General features: G+C 42.1%; 16 protein-coding genes, 1 pseudogene and 1 riboswitch. Of the genes and pseudogenes, 9 read left to right on the forward strand and 8 right to left on the reverse strand.

From position 1 onward, the window contains the following. Window positions 1–24: 24 nt before the first annotated feature. The 5 genes and pseudogenes from AC5EUN_RS02115 to AC5EUN_RS02135 all read right to left on the reverse strand — a co-directional run bounded on the left by AC5EUN_RS02115 (window position 25) and on the right by AC5EUN_RS02135 (window position 5,447). Window positions 25–340: pseudogene (locus AC5EUN_RS02115) on the reverse strand (DHCW motif cupin fold protein). Window positions 341–459: 119 nt separating this feature from the next. After that, window positions 460–1,626, reverse strand: coding sequence for an acyl-CoA desaturase (locus AC5EUN_RS02120; RefSeq protein WP_010327490.1), 1,167 nt, complete (start codon window positions 1,624–1,626; stop codon window positions 460–462). 277 nt (window positions 1,627–1,903) lie between these two features. Further along, window positions 1,904–2,626, reverse strand: coding sequence for a glycerophosphodiester phosphodiesterase (locus AC5EUN_RS02125; protein ID WP_010327489.1), 723 nt, complete (start codon window positions 2,624–2,626; stop codon window positions 1,904–1,906). Window positions 2,627–2,932: 306 nt separating this feature from the next. Next, window positions 2,933–3,511, reverse strand: a complete 579-nt coding sequence (locus AC5EUN_RS02130) for a cob(I)yrinic acid a,c-diamide adenosyltransferase (protein ID WP_010327488.1) — start codon at window positions 3,509–3,511, stop codon at window positions 2,933–2,935. Window positions 3,512–3,611: 100 nt separating this feature from the next. Continuing rightward, window positions 3,612–5,447, reverse strand: coding sequence for a TonB-dependent receptor plug domain-containing protein (locus tag AC5EUN_RS02135; RefSeq protein ID WP_029575107.1), 1,836 nt, complete (start codon window positions 5,445–5,447; stop codon window positions 3,612–3,614). Window positions 5,448–5,482: 35 nt separating this feature from the next. Continuing rightward, a riboswitch (cobalamin riboswitch) is annotated at window positions 5,483–5,689 on the reverse strand. Between the two features lie 143 nt (window positions 5,690–5,832). Here AC5EUN_RS02135 and AC5EUN_RS02140 point away from each other — a divergent pair. The 4 genes from AC5EUN_RS02140 (at window position 5,833) to AC5EUN_RS02155 (ending at window position 9,869) form a co-directional block, all read left to right on the forward strand. Beyond that, window positions 5,833–6,474 (forward strand): phosphoribosylanthranilate isomerase, encoded by a 642-nt coding sequence (locus AC5EUN_RS02140; protein ID WP_010327486.1) that lies wholly within the window; start codon window positions 5,833–5,835, stop codon window positions 6,472–6,474. Beyond that, window positions 6,458–7,687: a tryptophan synthase subunit beta gene (gene trpB / locus AC5EUN_RS02145; protein WP_010327485.1), complete on the forward strand. Its 1,230-nt coding sequence runs from the start codon at window positions 6,458–6,460 to the stop codon at window positions 7,685–7,687. The genes AC5EUN_RS02140 and trpB overlap by 17 nt, the downstream gene beginning before the upstream one ends. A 514-nt stretch (window positions 7,688–8,201) precedes the next feature. Continuing rightward, complete coding sequence (locus AC5EUN_RS02150; RefSeq protein WP_010327484.1) at window positions 8,202–8,714, forward strand: DUF1543 domain-containing protein; 513 nt, start codon at window positions 8,202–8,204, stop codon at window positions 8,712–8,714. A 162-nt stretch (window positions 8,715–8,876) separates the two neighbouring features. Further along, a complete protein-coding gene (locus AC5EUN_RS02155) occupies window positions 8,877–9,869 on the forward strand; it encodes a DUF2804 domain-containing protein (protein WP_010327483.1) in 993 nt (330 codons plus the stop codon). Between the two features lie 48 nt (window positions 9,870–9,917). Here the strand turns inward: AC5EUN_RS02155 and AC5EUN_RS02160 are convergent, their stop codons facing one another. Further along, window positions 9,918–11,750 (reverse strand): DUF3413 domain-containing protein, encoded by a 1,833-nt coding sequence (locus tag AC5EUN_RS02160; RefSeq protein ID WP_029575106.1) that lies wholly within the window; start codon window positions 11,748–11,750, stop codon window positions 9,918–9,920. Window positions 11,751–11,863: 113 nt separating this feature from the next. After that, window positions 11,864–12,739 (reverse strand): metal-dependent hydrolase, encoded by an 876-nt coding sequence (locus AC5EUN_RS02165; RefSeq protein WP_010327481.1) that lies wholly within the window; start codon window positions 12,737–12,739, stop codon window positions 11,864–11,866. Between the two features lie 135 nt (window positions 12,740–12,874). Here AC5EUN_RS02165 and AC5EUN_RS02170 point away from each other — a divergent pair, with 135 nt between their 5' ends. Further along, window positions 12,875–13,897: an AraC family transcriptional regulator gene (locus AC5EUN_RS02170; protein ID WP_010327480.1), complete on the forward strand. Its 1,023-nt coding sequence runs from the start codon at window positions 12,875–12,877 to the stop codon at window positions 13,895–13,897. Window positions 13,898–13,949: 52 nt separating this feature from the next. Here the strand turns inward: AC5EUN_RS02170 and AC5EUN_RS02175 are convergent, their stop codons facing one another. Continuing rightward, window positions 13,950–15,281: a Na+/H+ antiporter NhaC family protein gene (locus AC5EUN_RS02175; RefSeq protein WP_010327479.1), complete on the reverse strand. Its 1,332-nt coding sequence runs from the start codon at window positions 15,279–15,281 to the stop codon at window positions 13,950–13,952. Window positions 15,282–15,653: 372 nt separating this feature from the next. On the opposite strand from AC5EUN_RS02175, the gene trpA reads away from it, so the two are divergent. Genes trpA through AC5EUN_RS02195 form a run of 4 tightly spaced genes read left to right on the forward strand, consistent with a single transcriptional unit; the run spans window position 15,654 to window position 19,634 of the window. Next, window positions 15,654–16,457 carry a tryptophan synthase subunit alpha gene (trpA, locus tag AC5EUN_RS02180; protein ID WP_004983629.1) on the forward strand — a complete coding sequence of 268 codons (804 nt, stop codon included), beginning with the start codon at window positions 15,654–15,656 and terminating at the stop codon, window positions 16,455–16,457. Then, window positions 16,454–17,350, forward strand: coding sequence for an acetyl-CoA carboxylase, carboxyltransferase subunit beta (gene accD / locus AC5EUN_RS02185; RefSeq protein WP_004697788.1), 897 nt, complete (start codon window positions 16,454–16,456; stop codon window positions 17,348–17,350). Before trpA ends, accD begins: the two co-directional genes overlap by 4 nt. Then, entirely contained in the window at window positions 17,347–18,630 is a 1,284-nt protein-coding gene (folC, locus tag AC5EUN_RS02190; RefSeq protein ID WP_010327478.1) for a bifunctional tetrahydrofolate synthase/dihydrofolate synthase, read from the forward strand. The genes accD and folC overlap by 4 nt, the downstream gene beginning before the upstream one ends. Then, a complete protein-coding gene (locus AC5EUN_RS02195; RefSeq protein WP_372239167.1) occupies window positions 18,621–19,634 on the forward strand; it encodes an SPOR domain-containing protein in 1,014 nt (337 codons plus the stop codon). Before folC ends, AC5EUN_RS02195 begins: the two co-directional genes overlap by 10 nt. Window positions 19,635–19,655: the final 21 nt, after the last annotated feature.

Here is a 19,655-nt window from a genome sequence, read left to right on the forward strand (position 1 = left end):
TGTTAAGACATATATCCAACTGTTTTAGTCAACTATAAACAGCTTGGCACGCTTTGAGGTGGACGAGCGATGAGCTTTAGCTTGATCTGCAACTTGGTAACTCATGCCAGCCGTGAGGGTAAAAGTTCGACCATCATCTAGTTCCGTGTGTAGTTCGCCTTCTAAGAACGACAGGATATGTCCTTTAGAACACCATGAGGATAAATCAAGCACTGCTTTATTTATACACAAGGGCCATATAGTTCTCAGAATACTCCACCATACGCACGCGAATCGCGTCAAATTGCTGAGTACGCCATAGGGCAGAACCCTGATCACCTGTATGGCGGGTGGTTGGTATCTCGGCCTAGTTGGTGAGACCGAAAGGAATATTCTTAATATCCATGTTGTTATCCTTTATGAACTGCTAAAAAAAGCCCCTTGCGGAGCTTTTTTTGGAATGGTGAATCAGATAATTAATTACTGAGAAACAGGGGCTTTTTTAATGCTGCGCATCAGTGTGGTCAAGGTTTGACGATGATGACCTAAGCGCTGTTCGACTAACTGAAACTCAATTTTGAGCTTCTCATCCATTTGATGGATTTTTTCAGCCACTGCTGTTTTCTTGGCTTGAATTTCTTGTTCTTTCAATTTTGCCCAGTCATTCAAGGTTTGGGTGAATGCATCATACTCTTGTGCAATACGAGCTTTCGCGGAACTAATGTCATCACTGACATTTAGACCATGAACTTCTAAGTCTTGTTCAGCGTATTTAAACTTCATCGCAAGTTCAGCTTTTTTAATATTAAAGCTCGGAATACGACGTAAGTTTTTAGCTAAACCCAGTTTTGAGCATGACCAAATCAACCATTTGGTTGGATCATATTGCCACCATTTCACACCGTTACGATAGTCGTATTGGAAAATGTGGTGGTAGTTATGATAACCCTCACCCCAAGTGGCAATGGCTAACCAGAAGTTGTCACGTGCGGTATTTTCGTCTGTATATGGACGTTTGCCCCACATGTGGCATAAAGAGTTAATGAAGAACGTGACGTGGTGGCTGAGGATTAAACGCATTAATCCGCCCAACAATAACACGCCCCATAAGTCGCCTACAGCCCAACCAATCGGTAATAAAATACCCATGTGGACGATGATCACTAAAGGAACATAGTATTTGTGTTGGAACATCACCAATTTGTCATTGAGCAAATCGGGTGCATTTTTAAAATCAGGTTCTGCTGATGGATAGTCACGAAGCATCCACCCCATGTGCGCATACCAAAAACCATTGTTAATCGAGTACGGATCTTTCTCGATATCATCGACATGGCGGTGATGGGTACGGTGACCTGAACCCCAGTATAAAATACTGTTTTGCACGGCAAAGGTACCCATAATCATCAAAATGATTTTTAAAGGTAAGCTTGCTTCATAAGCACGGTGTGCCCATAAGCGGTGATAGCCAGCGGTAATACCTAAGCTACTAACACCCAGTAATACAAACATACTGATCCAAGCGGCTAAGCTGAAATCATGCTGAAAGGCATATAAGGGAATTGCAATCACAGCCACAATGGGAAGAAAAACCAATGCAAAAATTGCAACCCAGTTAAATGGGGCTTTGGGTAGGGGAGCATTCATCTCCAACAGCACTCCTGAAACCTTGGGAGGTATAAATGGAAGGTCAATCCATTACTTTTTGCATGGATTAAGCTACAGCATATTAGCATGAGCGAACCTTGGTTCACTAGCATTATTGTACAGATGTATTGTACTAAACAGTAACAGAATACGAATGTTTAGATATCGAAATTATCGAAGCATTTCTAAGCTTTATCGTAGCAGAGCGATCAATATGGAAAATCAATATTTTCAGTGCCACTGCTCATGTAAAACTCAAGTCAATCTTTGGCATTGTTCAATGCTCATCTGCCAAATGTTGTAGCATCATTTTAGGAAAATCGGTAATTAATCCATCAATGCCAAAGTCACGTAAATGTTTAGCTCGCTCGATGTCATTCACTGTCCAAACACTAATGGCTAAATTCGCTTGTTGTGTGGCTTTTAACAAGTCATCGGTTGCCAGTTGGTTCATCCAGCCGATTTGGCAACAGTCGTATTTGAGCGCTTGTTCAATCGCAAGATGTTGAATATCGTCTTCAATCAATAAGCCACGTTTAAATGTTGAGTGTTGATCTTGGAGTGCTTGTAGGATTTTAAGATCAAAACTAGTAATGACCGCACTGTGTTCAAAGCCTCTAAGTTGCTGTGTGAGATGTTGTGTTAGTCGTTCCGCTTCAGCGTGTGTTTCTACAGCTTTGACTTCAACTTCAAGATGTTCAAAGTCCTGCATAATCTGGAGTGCTTGTCGTAGTGTTGGGGTACTTTGCTTTTCCCAGTCTAGCCAAATATGTGCTTGGTTATAGCTATCGAGTTGTGTGCTGCTTAATGGGTAGAGCGCTTGGTCGATACCGGTGGTCCGAAGCATGTTGTCATCATGCATAATGATCAGCTCATGGTCTTTGAGCTGACGAACATCAAACTCAACCGCACGTATGCCCAGATCATGAATATATTGAAAACCGCCGAGTGTATTTTCTGGGGCTTCGCCACGTGCACCACGATGTCCGATGATTCTCATATTGAACCTGAGCTATATACGTCTTTTGAGTGATTGTAGCGCTAAAAATATTTGATTGGGATAGATTCTAAGGTGGAAATATCAGATATGAGTAAATGCGATTCGTAATGGTTTGAGGCAGAACTGAATTTGAATGAAAGGCTTCTGTGATATTCAAGATAAGAAAAGGCATTTGACGAGTTTTACGATTGGAAAAATGGTTTTGATTGCTTTGCCCAAAAGAAAAGTAACATCAAAAAGTCTTGCAGTGAATTGATCACTGCAAGACTCCGAAAAGATCTATTTCGTTCTAAAACTTAGAAACGTTTAAATAGTTTCATTGATATTTTTTTGCCAAAGCACTTCTGAGCCACCTTCAGCGCGTTGTAAAGCACGCGATGCAACAAAAAGCCAATCCGATAAGCGGTTGAGTAACTGTAGTGCGGTGTTTTGAATATTTTGATCACGCGTGTGTACTGACATTAAGCTACGTTCAGCTCGGCGACATACCGCTCGTGCTTGATGTGCATAGCTACATGCTAAAGAACCCGAAGGTAAGATAAATTCTTTCAGCATGGGTAAGTCTTCATTCATGCGGTCAATTTCTTGTTCAAGAAACTCAATACAAACAGGTTGGAGCAAATGATAGTTGGGAATGCACACTTCACCACCTAAATCGAACAGCCAATGTTGAATGAGGCTTAAGCTTTTATCCCATGTGGCTTTGTCCGTGATTTGACTTGCGGTAATTTGAGCACGAAGTACGCCAATTGTTGAATTAAGTTCATCCACATCACCAAGTGCGGTAATTCTTAGATCATCTTTAGTGACACGTGATCCATCACCCAGACCTGTGGTGCCTGAGTCGCCAGTACGGGTATAAATTTTACTTAAACGGTGGCCCATAATTTGTCCTGCCTAAAGAATGAAAAAAAGGATAATGCCGGTCAAAACATTATCCATAAACTGCGCTGTTTTAAATTGTTTTTTGAGTCTTTAGATTAAATTAATAACGGAAAGTGACTCCTGCGGTAGCTAGACGGCCGCTTGCAAGGTAGTAAGAACTAACTTCGTTATTCCATGCTGCTTTATAAGTTGTATCACCGAGGTTATGAATGTTTGAGAAAACTTTGACGTGTGGATTAATTTGCCAATAAGCATTCATATCAATCGTTGCATATCCAGGAATCTCTTGAACATCTTTAGATGGACCTTTAGCAACTAAAGAAGTTGTAAAGCCATAAACGCCATTATCCCAACCAGCAGATAATGTAAAGTTTTGACGTGGACGGTTTGGGGCATCTTCGTCAGTATCATCATTTTTTGGTTGTACATAAGCATATTCTGCATTTGCAAATAAGCTATCCTGTTTCCACTTTAAACCAAGCTCGGATCCAGTGAACGTTGCTTTCTTCAGATTATAAAACTTAAATCCTGTAGAGGCATCAGATACCATGAGGTTATCGACTTTGGTTTGATAAACAGAACCATACAGTTGAATACCGTAATTAAGGGAATGATCAAAACCTAGTTCATAAGAAATACTTTCTTCTGGTTTTAAGTCTGGGTTACCGCCCCACCATGATGGTTCAGAAATAATTTGGCCTACAACAGGTGCTCTAAACGCTGTACCTACGTTGGTATAAAAACTTGTCTTTGGTGTGGCAAAGTAGCGAGCAGCGAGTTGACCAACTGTGTGTGTTCCAAACTGCTGATTATCTTCTACACGAACACCTGCTTGGGTTGAGAATAAGTCATTTTTAAACTGGTGTTGTATGTAATAGCCAATAGTTTCATTGTCTGATTTAAAGCCTTCATCACCTACATAAGCTGCAACTTTCTCTGCTTCAGTTTTATTGTATTCAACACCAACGAGTATGTTTTGGTGTTGGGTGAATTGCCATTTTAAGTTGGAATCAATTTCTTGCTGCTCAGTATTTACAATAGACGGATATGAGCCTTTTACTACTTCATATTGGTCTTCAAATTGAGAAAGACGCGTATTCCAAGTTAGGCTATCGCTAAAGTTTAAGTGGCCTTGGACATTGTATAGGCGGTTAAGAAAATCATAAGCTTTAGGAGCGCCGAAGGAAAAATAATCGCCCGTTCCTTTATTTTCTTTAACTTCAGCAGAAAGACCATAAGCTTCTTTTTCTACGCCAACTTTCGCGCTATAGCCTTTTTGGTCAAAGCCTGCTTTACGGTCATCATTGGCAATAATTTGATCACCATCAGTTTCAAAACGTTGACCGCGGAGCTGAGCATAAAAACCGTCTTCTGCAACATCAACACCTAAAATAGTTTTATAGGTACTACGTTCACCCGCTTCAACCGTTGTGAATATTGAGTTTTCTGTTGGAATCTTAGAAATGAGTTGAATCACGCCCCCAATTGCATCAGTACCGTATTGGACTGATGCTGGGCCTTTAAGGATTTCAATTTGTTTAACATCCGAAAGATCAAAAAGGGGAATGTTAGTCCCAGCTACAGTTGCAATATTTGAGCGCATCCCATCTTGTAGAAATAAAGTATGTGATGCATTGGTTCCGCGTAAATATACTGATGCTGTTTGTCCGTAGCCGCCGACTTGCTTAACAGTTAGCCCTGCTTCTTTAGTAAGTAAAGTTGGAAGATCTGTAATTGGAGACTGTTCAATGGTTTTTTCATCAATTACAGAAATACGCGCTGGTACGTCTTTAACCTTTTCTTCAGAACGTGTTGCAGTGACAACTAGTGTATCTAAAGATGCATTAATGCTGTCTTGTGCAGATGCAGAAACGGAGAAACCCATCGCAATAGCGATTGCGCCCACTAAAGCTGTAGGCTGAAATAAATTTGGCATGCTGGCTCCATACATTCACCCCCCGTGAATGATTGAGTTAAATGGCGCAATAAGCAGGTCTCCGGACTTAAATATAAATATTGCGAACAATATTGGTATATCCATCTTCCCACACGAGTGCAGTGATGTAAGTGCAAACACTTATAAAGATATACGTTTCGTTTTACCGTTGCGGGGGCAGTGTTGGACTCTCACCAACTTCCCTAAAGCATAGTGCTTAGACTTATTGCATTTGGGCGAAGTATAAGGTTTGTATGTGAATTAAACAATCTATGTAAAGATTTTTCAGGATGAACTTTACGCAAGGTGAAAAAATTGCATTACAATGATTCGCCCTGTTATTTATAGATCAGCTATAAATAGGGTTGAGCCAGAGTCATAACCTATGCGAACCCGTGCCAAAATTTGTGGAATTACCCGTAGCCAAGATATTCAAGCTGTGGTCAATGCCGGGGCAGATGCAATTGGTTTTGTATTTTTCCCGCCTAGTCCACGCCATGTCAGTGCCGCTCAAGCTAAAGAATTGATTCGACATGTGCCTGCCTATGTGCAAACTGTTGGGCTTTTTGTGAATGCCACTGCGGATGACATTGCAGATGTGTTAAAACAAGTGGCGCTCGATATCATTCAGTTTCATGGTGATGAAACACCAGAAGACTGTCAGGCAATTGCGGCACAAGTGGGACGTCGTTGGTATAAAGCCATTCAAGTGAGACCTGAACTGGATGTAGTAGCAGAAGTTCAACGCTTTCAACAGGCAGGGGCAAGCGCAGTGCTCTTAGATGCATGGCATCCTGAACTGAAAGGGGGAACAGGACACAGTTTTGACTGGTCTCAATTCCCCAAACTGGATATTCCTTTAATTTTAGCTGGTGGTTTAACCCCAACTAATGTTGAAGACGCTATAAAGACGACTGGGGCTTATGCTGTAGATGTCAGCGGAGGCGTCGAATCCGCTAAAGGTATAAAAGACCAACAACTTATAGAAAACTTCATGCAAGGAGTCCATCGTGGATCAGCAAAGTAATGTGATTGACTATACCCAATACCCAGATGAACGTGGGCATTTTGGTATCCATGGCGGACGTTTTGTGTCAGAAACTCTAATGGCAGCATTAGAAGACTTAGAAAAGCTCTATTTCCGTATGAAAGATGATGAGCAGTTTCTGGCAGAATTCGACCGTGACCTCGCCTATTATGTAGGTCGTCCTAGTCCTTTATATTATGCTGAGCGATGGTCGAAAGAATTGGGTGGTGCGCAAATTTACTTAAAACGTGAAGACCTCAATCATACAGGTTCACATAAAGTGAACAACACGATTGGTCAGGCTTTATTGGCAAAATTGTCGGGTAAAAAACGAATTATTGCTGAAACTGGCGCAGGTCAGCACGGTGTTGCAACGGCTACGATTGCAGCGCGTTTAGGGCTTGAATGTGTGGTATTCATGGGTGCAGAAGACGTGAAACGTCAAGCCATGAATGTCTATCGTATGCGTTTACTCGGTGCGACCGTTGTGCCTGTGGAAAGTGGCTCTAAAACATTGAAAGATGCCATGAACGAAGCAATGCGTGATTGGGTGACCAATGTTGATTCAACTTACTATGTGATTGGTACAGTTGCAGGCCCGCACCCATATCCTCAATTGGTTCGTGATTTCCAATCGATTATTGGTCGTGAAGCTCGCAAACAAATTCAGGAACAAGCAGGGCGTTTACCTGATGCCTTGGTAGCATGTGTAGGTGGTGGTTCAAATGCAATGGGCTTGTTCTACCCATTCTTAAACGATGCTGATGTGAAAATGTACGGTGTTGAAGCTGCAGGTTATGGCATTGAAACGGGCAAACATTCTGCACCGTTAAATGCTGGTCATGTTGGTGTATTGCATGGTAACCGTACATATTTGATGTCTGATGAACAAGGTCAGATCATTGAAACCCATTCGATTTCAGCAGGTTTAGATTATCCAGGTGTAGGCCCTGAGCATAGTTTCTTAAAAGATATGCACCGCGTGGATTATGTGCCAATCAATGACAATGAGGCTTTACAAGGTTTCCGTGATTTAACCCATATTGAAGGGATTATTCCAGCACTGGAAAGCTCTCATGCCATGGCCTATGTGACTAAACTTGCGCCAACCATGTCTAAGGATCAAATTATTATTGCGACTGTTTCAGGCCGTGGTGATAAGGACTTAATGACTGTGGCACGTATTGATGGCGTAGAAATGGTTGAGATGTAATTTTTCCTTTGGTGTGAAGCTTCTCTCTGTGGAGAAGATTATACAATATGAAAATCGTGCTGAAGTAATTCAGCACGATTTTTTTGAAATAGACGTTTATCAAAAACATGAATAAGTGAAGGCGACATGGATGTTGCCCGTTGAGTAGCTTTACAGGGATGTAATGTCCGCTCAACAAGATGGTTTTGTTACTTTTGCTGAAACAAAAGTAAGATATTTCCTCCCAATGAAAGCTCTGGTCAAATCTATCTTACTGGTCATGTAGCGTTATCTGCATTTTGACGGAGTCTTGCTGCTTACACCTCAAATGTAAGGAGTTCATAATGTTACTTTGGATAAGCCCAAAGTAACCAAAGGCATTGTCATTCGCAAAACTCGTCCTATACTTTCATGTGATTAATGGAGTTGCAAAAACATGTCTCTCGAAGGGTAGTTTACCTCGAACAATTATGAATGATGCTTACGTGCAACGCCTGTTAGCTATAAAAAAATATCTCAAAAGAAAGGAAATAGAATGCCCAACCTATTTATGGTTATGCTCGGTGGTCGCCATGCCCGCGCCAATACCGAAGTCCATGATGTGGTATTTGCAGTCGCTGACAGTTTAGAAGACAGTTACCCACAACTTAAAAATGCATGGTTTGGTGAACAAAAAGGCTTACATATTGATGCTTGGACGCAAGTGAATGGTATTGAATGTCGAGGGAAAAAATACCAAATACAGTTTAGTGATGCCCAGCCTCAAGTCACAGATGCAAAACTGTGGCTCATCAATTTAGGTGGTTATGACGCACGTGAATTTGGGGAGTTACATCGTTATGTACTCGTCGTTGCTCCGCATACCGCGGAAGCTAAACAACTTGGCAAACAATATTTTGATCAAAAATGGCAAAAGCAACATACTGACCGTGTTTTAGACGTTGATGACTGTATTGCGATTGATTGTGTATATGGGCGTTATGTGGTTTTGGTTGAAGCTGAGTTTGATGCAAACATCTGGGAAAATACATATCTGATGTTAAATTAAGGTTGGATCATTCTTAATTTTTAAGTGGTGTCTTCAAATGAAAGAGAGTAGGTTTAGCGAACAATTTGATGAAAAAACAAACTAAAGACTTTTCACCTTTAAAATTATAGGCATAATAGGCTTAGGGATATTAATTAACTTTTGCTTAAGGATAAAGCATCAATGGATTTGATTCAGTCCAACGGACAACCCCATTATGGTCGGTTTAGCGAACTTCCAAAAACCATTGATTTAAATAAGTATCAGTATAAAACCCCATATGGTGAAGTACTTACGGGATGGCGGAAAAAGCTGAAATATAAGAAATTTAAGTTTTGTAGCATTCAACATGAACACTACACCATTGGTTTAGCGATTGCTGATATTGCTTGGGCTGGGCATGGTTTCGTTTATATTTACGATCATCTCAAAAATGAAGTACTTGAATGGAACGCCGTGAATTTTCTGGCGCGTAAAACCGTTTTAGATGAACAGCCTTTGTATAACCAAAGTGTGTTTGCAAATTCACCGTTTCAAATTGAAATTCAGCATGCTAATGGGGTGCGCTATGTTCAAGTCACCAAGTATGGTGAAATTAAGCTGAGTGCCCGTATTTTCTGCGCAGGCACTGATCCATTGAGTATGTGTAGTCCAACAGGGATTAATGGCTGGACTTATACCCAGAAATTGACCACCTTAGCTTGTGAGGGTTTTTTTACCAATAAAGCAGGGCAGATGATTCAGTTTAACGAGCGGACTTTGGCTGCGTTAGATGATACCTGTGGCTTCCTCCGGCCAGAAACAGCTTGGTTTTGGCTCTCTTGTAGTTTTTGGGATGCTGAGGGCAGACGTATTGGTCTGAACTTAGCCTCTGGTGTGAATGAAAGTTTTGGTAATGAAAACTGTCTGTGGGTGAATGGAAAGCTCTACAACGTGAGTGATGTTCTGTTCCAAATGAAAGAAGAAGGGCGTTGGAGCATTCGTTCTCTAGATGAACGCTTAAATTTAACCGTGACCACAGGTTGGCGCCGTTTTGAAAACCTAAATTTGCGTCTCGTGGGCAGTCAGTTTAGTCAGTGGCAAGCCAAGATTAGCGGTACAATTCAGCAGGGTGATCAAGAGATTGTATTGCTGAATGAATATGGGCTGCTCGAACAGCACTATGCAAAGTGGTAAAAAGACCTGTGATAAAAAACCGACATCATGCCGGTTTTTCTTTTGCCTTTATTTATTAAAACGACTAATTTGCTCCAATGCTGCTTGAACATGAGCATAGTTTGGCTCTTGATCTGACATTGGCTGATTCTTTTTATCTAAGATTTCGAACTGCCCAACAGCCCCCACTTCTAAGATGTTTTTAGGGGTAACAATGCCATATTTACTATAGCTTGAGGTTAAAATCCAATCACGTTGAATTTGTGGTCCCAACAAATCTTCACCCACTGAATAGTCGTGAATTTTTGTGGTCACACCCAAATAGTTCTTCATGAGAGTTGGAACAATATCTTGATGGCTAGTTAAAACTTGGTTATTCCATAGTTTATCAGCTTGAATCTTCGGACCAATGATTGCAAAAGGAACTTTGACTTGAGGGTCGGTAAAGTTACCATTATGTCCCCAGAAGTTTTGAAGATTATCATTCACCTCTTGTCCGTGGTCGCCAGTAATGATGACCAATGTGTTTTCTGCATCACCCGTTTCTTTTAGTTTATCTAAAACCTGTTTCACAATGCTGTCGACGTAGTGCACACTGGTTTTATAACGATTCATCATTAATGAACGATCAGAATCATTACTTAACTTGAGATAATTAACCTCATCCAGCATAGGTTTGTACTGGTGTGGATAGTCTTTAGGGAAGCTGTATCCGTGTGGGGAGTCGTAAAATAAAAATGAAAAGGTCGGTTTGTTTCGATCTCTTTTTTCATACCACTTTAACCAATCCTGCGTTAGTTCTTCATCTATACCCCCCGCCACTTTGCCAGAAGAACCAATACGTAAATTTGGCACTTTTGAAAACGCGGTTTCGTGGAATTCAGGGTTGGTTAATTTGGCAGCAGCAAATAAACCGAGTTGATAATTCAGTGCTTGCAAACGGTCAATAAATACTGGACTTTGGCGGTTCACAATCATGCCATGCCAGTAAGTACCAGGAATACCATAAAACATGCCGAAAATACCTGTGCGTGTGGCATTTCCTGTTGAATAGTGTTGATTAAAAATCTTTCCGTTCTGCGCATAACTCCACAAGTTTGGTGAGTTATCTGCATTAAATGTATCTGCACGCCAAGAATCAATCACGATAAACATAATATTGGTGGGTTGCTTTGGAGCTTCTCCAACAATCGGCGTCAGCGGATAATTCAGGTCACTTTTACGTTCTAAAGACATAGCCTTTTGTTTTTCTAAAGCTTCTTCATCAATCCAGCCGTATTTTTTCATGGTTTTATTCGAGGTCATCGGATAAAACATTGGTAAATAGCGTTGTGTCATGGTCACAGGCTGATACACATGTGCCGCTGCCCAAACATGGATACCATTACTTAAAAGTAACGTGACAAACACTAAGCCTGTAAACTTTTTACCAATGCTCCATGAAAACGTGGGTAATTTTTTCTCTAAGAATCGAATGAAGTAAAATTGTGCCGCAAAAATACAGGTAATCGCAGCAATGACCATCAGCCATGTTGAGAGTGAGAAACTCACAACCTGACCTGACATCACCAGTTCCAACATGACAGTATTGATGTGGAAACGGTACTGTGCATAAACAAAGGTATCTATGATCAGTGCAATGAGTGCCAAGCTAGCAATACTTGCTTGCGTAATATGACGTAGCGTATTGGGTAGAAATAAGCTCGGAATCAAGATCAAGCCAATCAGGGACGCAAGCACAGTCATGTGCGAGAATGTTCCAGTAAATAAGAAACTGAATCCCAGTAAATCTGTTGGAAACTCAGATAAATACAGGAAATATCTGCAAGCAATGAGCATCGAAATCACTGCATTGACCATGATCAGATAACCAAGAACGCGGAGTTTGAATTTAAACGACATTTTTAACTTCGGATGTAATTGGACATACAAATTCAACTTCATATGCCCATGTTTTAAGATGGGCGTATGATACCTAAACTCATCCAAAGTGTATATTTGTTGCGCTTACTGAATTATTTCCCAGCTTGCCAAAAAGCTTCACCTGCTAAAATTGGGTCATGACTTTCTGCTAGGGTGTCCATCCAAACATCGTACTGTGCAATCACAGGATGTTGATTGGGATGAAAGTCTTTCTTAAACCAATCGAGATATTGACCACGCATCCGAGACAGTATCCCTTTTTTCCCAAAGAACCAGGGCAGTCCTTTACGCATCATTTGCAAGCGTTGAATACGGCTAAAGCCATCATGCTTGAGCATGACATCTGCACGATAGGTAGTGAAACCAAACATCATCACCGTGGTAAAGGCCAATGCAAATAGACGCGTTGTTTCGGGTACATGTCCGACTTGTTTCATCACATCAAACGCCACATCACGGTGTTCCATTTCTTCAATGGCATGCCATGCAAATAAAGCACGCACATAAGGATGAGCCTCAGCCAACGTGGCTTTATGGCTATAAAAAGTCTCGGCCATCAGTGCAGTTAAATGCTCTGCCGCAGCCGTCATGGCAATGTTGTACTGAGGTGAGCGTTTACTCAGTTCAAATTTAAAAATTTTATTTAAACGCTGAATAAACTGATCGACTGGCATGCCTTGTTCTCGCATGACTTGATTCATTTTGTCATGGGCAATGCCATGCTGTGCTTCCTGCTTAATAAAATCGCTTACACGTGCAGCTAAGCTTGGGTCTGTAATTTGGTCCCGAAACAAACGCACGCTTTGAATAAAATAGCGTTCTCCATCGGGGAAAGTGAGGCTGAGTGCATCAAACATACGCGTCCGAAATGGGTCACCGCCAAACCAAAAACGGGGCACTTCATCAAGCTTAAAATTGAGTTGAGTTCGCACAATTGGTTCAATAGGGGCTGTAACAATGGCATTCATTTTGTTTTACTTCATTTGCCTTGGATGATTGCAGTATGTCGGAGAAAATGCAGTTTGTTTTGACAGATATTGCCATTTTTTATACATTTTACGCCAATGTGAAAATATCGCATGTCAAATAGTGGGTGGGCTATCATGCAAGAATTACAAATCCCCAATGGTTATTTTCAGCTCTGGAACATGTACCTCTTAGAGCAAGGAATTGATTTTCATCAACTCGGTTTTTTAGCGCAATATCAGTATGATCTGGAGCATGTATTACAACTGCCAATCGATACCCAATCGCCATTTTCGTTCTTTCAAACGATTTTACAACTGACGCGAGAACAATTGGATTGTCCTCAGTTGATTATGGAGATGGCAAAATTTATTCAACCTGAGCATTTTGGTGTTTTAGGTTATATGGCCACACGCAGTAATAGCGTGGCTGAAGCACTGAGTTATGTGATGCGTTTTAGTCGTTTGGTGATTGATGGTGCTGAAGTTAGTCCCATGCAGATGCAGCAAAGGGGCAGTGAGATTTGGCTGACTTGGCCTTTTCTCAATGAGAAATATGCTTCACTGAATGAAATGACCATGGCATCCATTGTGCATTTGGCCAAGAAAATTTTTCCCGATCAATTACAGTTCTTAAAAGTCCAAATGGCGCATCCAGCCCAAATGGCAAAGTATCATTATCAAAAATTTTATGGCTGTGAAGTGAGCTTTAATCAAGCCTGCTATGCCTATGTGATGAATGTGGACAGTTTGACTTTAAAATCGGGTTTTGCTGATCCTTCTTTAACGCAGCTTTTACTGAAACAAGCAGAGGTTGCAATTGCCCTCAAGCCTCGTTATGAAAGCGTATTGCAACAGATTCATAGCGCCGTGGCTGATTATCTTAAAGCGCATGCAGAAGCCCCTAAAATTGAACAGATTGCTAATGAATTACACTTGTCAACGCGGACCTTACAACGCCAGTTACAAGACTGGGATAGTTCATTTAAGCGAGTACTTGAGTCAGAGCGCATGAAGCGATGTGAATATCTCTTACAACAAGGTTTGAGTTTAACTGAAATCGCCTTACAACTCGGCTATTCGGGACAGTCTGCTTTAGCGCGTGCCTATAAACAGCACAGTGGACAGACCTTATTACAGTTGAAACGACAACTGAAATAACAGCAGGCATAAAAAAAGCGCCTTTTGGAAGGCGCTGAAATGTATGAAATGATCAGGCTGATTTCAGTCGTGGAAAACGGAATGCAATTGCAAGGATGGCAAAGATTGCCAGTATCCAACAGTAGTAAATGCTGCCGATGAGTTCAACTGGTGAAAGCTTTGCAATTGAGCAGGCCAATAGAAGTTGTGCACCATAGGGAATAAGCCCTTGTACAACACATGAAAAGATGTCGAGCAAAGCGGCTGCACGTTTTGGGTCTACGCCATATTCTTTCGCGACTTCACGCGCCATATCGCCCGATAAAATAATCGCTACAGTGTTGTTGGCCACAAAAATGTTGGAAAACACCACTAAAAAGCTCAATCCGATTTCCCCTGCGCGCTCACGACCAACTTTAAATAAACGGGTGAGGCTGTAAATACGTTGAATAAGCCAGTCGAGACCACCTTCTTTTTGCATAATGGTCGAAAGACCGCCCAAGAACATCGACAGTAAAGCGACTTCAAACATACCAACAAAACCATCATAGATGGCTGTGTTGAGTTGAATGACGGTAAATTCTGGCTGTGTAATCAGTCCCATCACCCCAGAGAGCACTACACCGACTGTAAGTACCGCAAGCACGTGTAAACGACTGAAGGCGAGGAAAAATACCACGACATAGGGCAACACCAGCCAAGGATTAAAGTCTTTGGATTGAATGGTTTCGGTTTGGTGAATGCTAAAGAAATAAATCGCGATCGTGACTAAAGCTGCAGGTACTGCAATCCAGACATTAACGCGAAACTTGTCTCGAAGCTGAACGTTTTGACTAGTGGTGGCTGCAATGGTGGTATCCGAAATCATTGAAAGATTGTCACCAAACATCGCACCGCCCACGACCGCACCTATGGCATAGACTGCAGCAATATCAGTGGCTTGAGAGAAACCAAAGGCAATGGGTGCACAGGCCGCAATGGTGCCCATTGAGGTACCCATTGCTGTTGCAATGAACGCTGAAATAATAAATAGCATCGGTAACACAAAGGCGGGTGGAATTGCAGACAAGCCCATTTGTACTGTGGCATCTACACTGCCAATGGCATTGGTGGTACTGGCAAATGCACCTGCCAGCATGAATACCATGAACATTAAGATAAGGTTCGGGTGACTTGCACCGCGCAGAAAGGTTTCGATGCCTTGATTCAGTTCACCGCGATAAATCAATACCGCCAAAATAATGGCAGGAATGGCCGCAACAGGTGCTTTCATTTGATAGAACGCAAACTCGGTTCCAATCACAGAATGGTAAATACCACTGCCTAAGAAAATGGCTAAAAAAACAATAAGCGGTAACAGCGCAAGCGCACGTGCTTGCACGAAACCTGAGTTATCGGTGGTCATAGGAGATAGGGAAATGAAAGAATGTGCGTAGTATAATGCAGGTTTTGCTATTTCATAAAACTTTAAATGTAAAAGCTAAGCCACCTATTTTTATCATTTTTTTGCAAATAAAAATAAGTTTATCTAAAACTTAGACATTTTGGTATTTCCTAAAATTAGGCATCTTTGATCATTGAGAAAAAAAGCGAAATATCAGTAAATGGTGCTTTACGGTTGTTCTGAAAATATTTGACGAAAAATGAATTGGAACGCGAACGCGATGTGCTCTATTCAATGAGTAAAAAATAGCGTTACAATGCAGCGTCTTGTATTTTTACAAAGCCAACTCCTCAGTAGTTTTAATTTTAAACAAGTTAAGGAAAGCACAACCCTATGTCACGTTTAGCCACTCGTTTTGGACAGCTTAAATCTCAACAGCGTAAAGCTTTGGTTTCTTATGTTATGGCTGGTGACCCTCATCCACAGGTAACAGTTCCTTTGTTACATCAGATGGTTGAGGCGGGTGTAGATGTGATTGAACTCGGTCTTCCATTTTCAGACCCTATGGCAGATGGTCCTGTGATTGCCCTTGCTGCAGAACGCGCATTGGCAGGTGGCACCAATACCTTAGACGCTTTGAATATGGTCAAAGAGTTCCGTCAAAAGGATCAAGAGACCCCAGTCGTATTGATGGGTTATCTGAATCCAGTTGAAGTCATTGGTTATGAAAAGTTTGTATCGACTGCGCATGCATGTGGTGTCGATGGCATTCTACTGGTGGACTTACCACCAGAAGAAGCAGCAGAGCTTGATGTTGTATTGAAGCAATTTGATATGGATCAAATCTTTTTACTAGCGCCAACCTCAACGGACGAACGCATTAAACATGTGGTGAAACAGGCGAGTGGTTTCATCTATTACGTGTCTTTAAAAGGGGTCACAGGTGCAGCAACTTTAGACGTTGCTGAAGCTGCAAACCGAATTGCGAAAATTAAAGCAGAAACAGATATTCCTGTCGGTGTTGGTTTTGGGATCAGTGATGCGACATCTGCCAAAGCAATGGGCGGAGTGGCTGATGCTGTGATTGTTGGTAGTGCTTTTGTTAAGCAATTTGCAAGCTTAGCACCAGAACAAGCCGTGGTTGAAACGGTTAATAAAGTCAAGGAGCTTCGAGCAGCGCTCGATGAGTTAGTATGAGTCAAGATGTTAAATCAGGGAAAATCCTAAGCCCATCGACGCCATGGACTGAACGTGGTGTACCCGGTATTCAAGTACCTGATGAGCAAACCTCACTCAAGGCGACGTTTACAGAACCAACGATTGAATGCCCTGAGTGCCATGCACTTGTTACACGTACTGCAATGTCATTTAACGCGTATGTTTGCCCTCAGTGTGATGAACATTTGCGTATGAAAGCCCGTGATCGTTTGAATTGGTTCTTTGACCAAGTGCAAACAGAGTTGGGACAAGAATTTAAAGCCAAAGATCCGTTGAAATTTGTCGACTCAAAGCCATATCCAGCGCGTATGAGTGAAGCACAGACCAAAACAGGTGAAACTGAAGCCTTGGTGGTGATGCAAGGTTTACTTAAAGGTATTCCTTTGGTTGCCTGTGCCTTTGAATTTGACTTCATGGGTGGTTCAATGGGTACGGTTGTTGGTGACCGTTTTGTGCAAGCGGCTGAAAAAGCCATTGCGGACAAACAACCTCTGATTTGCTTTGCTGCTTCGGGCGGTGCACGTATGCAAGAAGGCATGTTGTCTTTGATGCAAATGGCGCGTACATCAGCAGCCATCCAAAAAATGAAAGACGCGGGTCTGCCATATTTGGTGGTGTTGACGCATCCTGTTTATGGTGGTGTAACGGCATCTTTAGCGATGCTCGGTGATGTACATATTGCAGAGCCGAAAGCGATGATTGGTTTTGCTGGTAAACGCGTGATTGAACAAACGGTACGTGAAAAGCTAGAAGAGCCGTTCCAGCGTGCGGAATACTTGCTTGATCATGGTGTAATCGATCAAATTGTTCACCGTCACGCATTACGTGATACAGTTTATCGTATTGTCGCGAAACTGATGAATTTGTCTTGAACACAGCACCACTTGCAACAGACTCTTTAGAAACATGGCTCGATTATTGGGGCCATGTTCACGTTACGGGGATTGATTTAGGATTGGAACGGGTCATTCCTGTAGCTGAAAAGCTCGGTGTGACGCGTCCCGATGCTAAAGTTTTAACCGTAGCGGGAACCAATGGAAAAGGTTCGACCACCACCACACTGGCTGCCATTTTAAATGCGCAAGGCTATAAGGTGGGACTGTATCAGTCACCACATATTTACCGTTTTAATGAACGGGTTAAATTGCGTGGTGTAGAGGTCGATAACCAAAGCTTGGTCAATGCTTTTGTACAAGTGGATCAAGCGCGCCGTGATTGTGATTTAAGCCTCTCGTTTTTTGAGGCGACTACACTCGCGGCTTTTGTCATTTTTAAAGACCAAGCATGTGATGTTTGGGTGCTTGAAGTGGGTCTAGGTGGTCGCTTAGATGTGGTCAATGTAATTGAACCCGATGTTGCGGTGATTACCAATATTGGTTTAGACCATACCGACTGGTTGGGCGATACCATTGAAAAGATTGCTTTTGAAAAGGCAGGTATTATCCGTCCCAATATTCCTGTGGTGTTTGGCGGCTTACAACAAATCCCTCAAGCGATTATCGATAAAGCGGATGCTTGTGCTGCAAAACTTTATGCAGTGAATCGTGACTATTTTTATCAACGCAGTGAGCATGGTCAGTCGTGGATGTTTGCATCCTCTGGTACAACCTTAAAATTACCGCAGGGTGCACTCGCTGTTGAAAATATTTCAACAGCCGTTGCTGCTGTTTTATTGAGTGGTTTAACGGTTACTCAAGTGGCTATTTCTGAAGGAATTCAAAACGCAAAATTGCAAGGTCGTTTTGAAATTCGCCAAATACAGAACAAAACAGTGATTTTTGATGCAGGGCATAACCCGCATGGTGTTGCTTTTTTATTAAATCAATTGCGAAATTTCCTAAAATACAATAAACAGTACACTGAAGTAGTCAGTGTTTTCTCGATGTTGGCAGATAAAGATGTGAAATCTGTCACAGAGTTATTGAAAGACTCCATACAAACGTGGAAAATTGCGGCATTAACGGTCCCGCGTGCAGCTCCAATTGAACAATTGGATCAAGCGCTGCAAGGGCAACATGTGCAGCACTTTGACAGTGTGAAATTGGCTTTTAAATCAGCGCTCGACGAAACAAAGAATAATCAGCTGATTTTGGTATGTGGTTCATTTCATACCTTAGAAGCGGTATGGGAGTATTTGGAAGAATGTCAATGAATAGCAAACAACGTTGGATGGGTGGCGTTGTTTTATTAGGTGGTGGTGTCCTTTTGGCGGCATTACTGCTTAAAGGCAAAGAAGAAATACATCAAAATAATATTAAAACACCAGAGCTAGTCACACAAAATGTGCAACGTAATGCCGAAGGTGAGTTGGTTCAACTTCAGCCGTTAACGGTTGATGTCGAAACAGAAAAGCGTTTGCTGGAACAACAACGTGTAGCACGTGAAAAATCGGTTGCTGAACAAGAAGCTCGTGCGGCCGAATTTTTAGCAATGCAACAGCAAGCCGAAGCAGATGCTGCACGTAAAGCAGCGGAAGAATATGCCGCGTTGAATGCGCACCGTAATGCTGCACAGCAAAGCTCGGACAACATTCCACCAGAATTGGTTGAAGATGAAAAAGCCAAGCAACAGCGAATTGCTACGGACAAAGCGGCTGAAGTAAAGAAGTTGGAACAGCAAAAGCTGCAAGCGCGTACTGAAGCTGAAAAAGCAGCGGCTGCAAAAAAACTGGCTGAGCAAAAAGCCTTAGCAGAAAAGCAAGCACTTGAAGATAAAGCTAAGCGAGAAGCAGAGGCTAAACGTAAAGCAGAAGATGAGCGTAAGGCTGAAGCGAAAAAAGAAGCTGAACGTAAAGCAGATGCTGATAAAAAAGCGGAAGACAAACGTAAGGCAGATGAAAAGCGTAAAGCTGATGAAGCCAAGAAAAAGGCGGAAGCTGAGAAAGCGCGTGATTTGCTTGAACATGGCGATAAGCAATGGATGGTACAGGTGGCATTGGCTGCCAATGAAGCCAATGCGGATGCACTGGCTGCTAAGCTTCGTGCCAAGGGTTATAAGGTCACTAAAAGTCCAACCTCTAAAGGCGTACGGATTATGGTGGGGCCATCCAAAGACCGTGATACTGCCGATGCAGCCCGCAAGAAGATTACTTCAGATGCGAGCCTCGGCATGAAGTCCGCATGGGTGATTGACTGGGTGCCACTCGACAAACGCTAAGATCGGATTCAACCTAATTGC

Source organism: Acinetobacter sp. CAU_H_S170_2 (assembly GCF_058890445.1).

Excerpts from the sequence above, each read along its gene's own strand:
- AC5EUN_RS02130 (WP_010327488.1), bottom strand. The coding sequence starts at position 3,511 with ATGGGCCACCGTTTAAGTAAAATTTATACCCGTACTGGCGACTCAGGC.
- AC5EUN_RS02160 (WP_029575106.1), bottom strand. The coding sequence starts at position 11,750 with ATGTCGTTTAAATTCAAACTCCGCGTTCTTGGTTATCTGATCATGGTC.
- AC5EUN_RS02165 (WP_010327481.1), bottom strand. The coding sequence starts at position 12,739 with ATGAATGCCATTGTTACAGCCCCTATTGAACCAATTGTGCGAACTCAA.
- AC5EUN_RS02125 (WP_010327489.1), bottom strand. The coding sequence starts at position 2,626 with ATGAGAATCATCGGACATCGTGGTGCACGTGGCGAAGCCCCAGAAAAT.
- AC5EUN_RS02120 (WP_010327490.1), bottom strand. The coding sequence starts at position 1,626 with ATGAATGCTCCCCTACCCAAAGCCCCATTTAACTGGGTTGCAATTTTT.
- AC5EUN_RS02170 (WP_010327480.1), top strand. The coding sequence starts at position 12,875 with ATGCAAGAATTACAAATCCCCAATGGTTATTTTCAGCTCTGGAACATG.
- AC5EUN_RS02195 (WP_372239167.1), top strand. The coding sequence starts at position 18,621 with ATGTCAATGAATAGCAAACAACGTTGGATGGGTGGCGTTGTTTTATTA.
- trpA (WP_004983629.1), top strand. The coding sequence starts at position 15,654 with ATGTCACGTTTAGCCACTCGTTTTGGACAGCTTAAATCTCAACAGCGT.
- AC5EUN_RS02150 (WP_010327484.1), top strand. The coding sequence starts at position 8,202 with ATGCCCAACCTATTTATGGTTATGCTCGGTGGTCGCCATGCCCGCGCC.
- AC5EUN_RS02155 (WP_010327483.1), top strand. The coding sequence starts at position 8,877 with ATGGATTTGATTCAGTCCAACGGACAACCCCATTATGGTCGGTTTAGC.
- AC5EUN_RS02175 (WP_010327479.1), bottom strand. The coding sequence starts at position 15,281 with ATGACCACCGATAACTCAGGTTTCGTGCAAGCACGTGCGCTTGCGCTG.
- AC5EUN_RS02135 (WP_029575107.1), bottom strand. The coding sequence starts at position 5,447 with ATGCCAAATTTATTTCAGCCTACAGCTTTAGTGGGCGCAATCGCTATT.
- accD (WP_004697788.1), top strand. The coding sequence starts at position 16,454 with ATGAGTCAAGATGTTAAATCAGGGAAAATCCTAAGCCCATCGACGCCA.
- AC5EUN_RS02140 (WP_010327486.1), top strand. The coding sequence starts at position 5,833 with ATGCGAACCCGTGCCAAAATTTGTGGAATTACCCGTAGCCAAGATATT.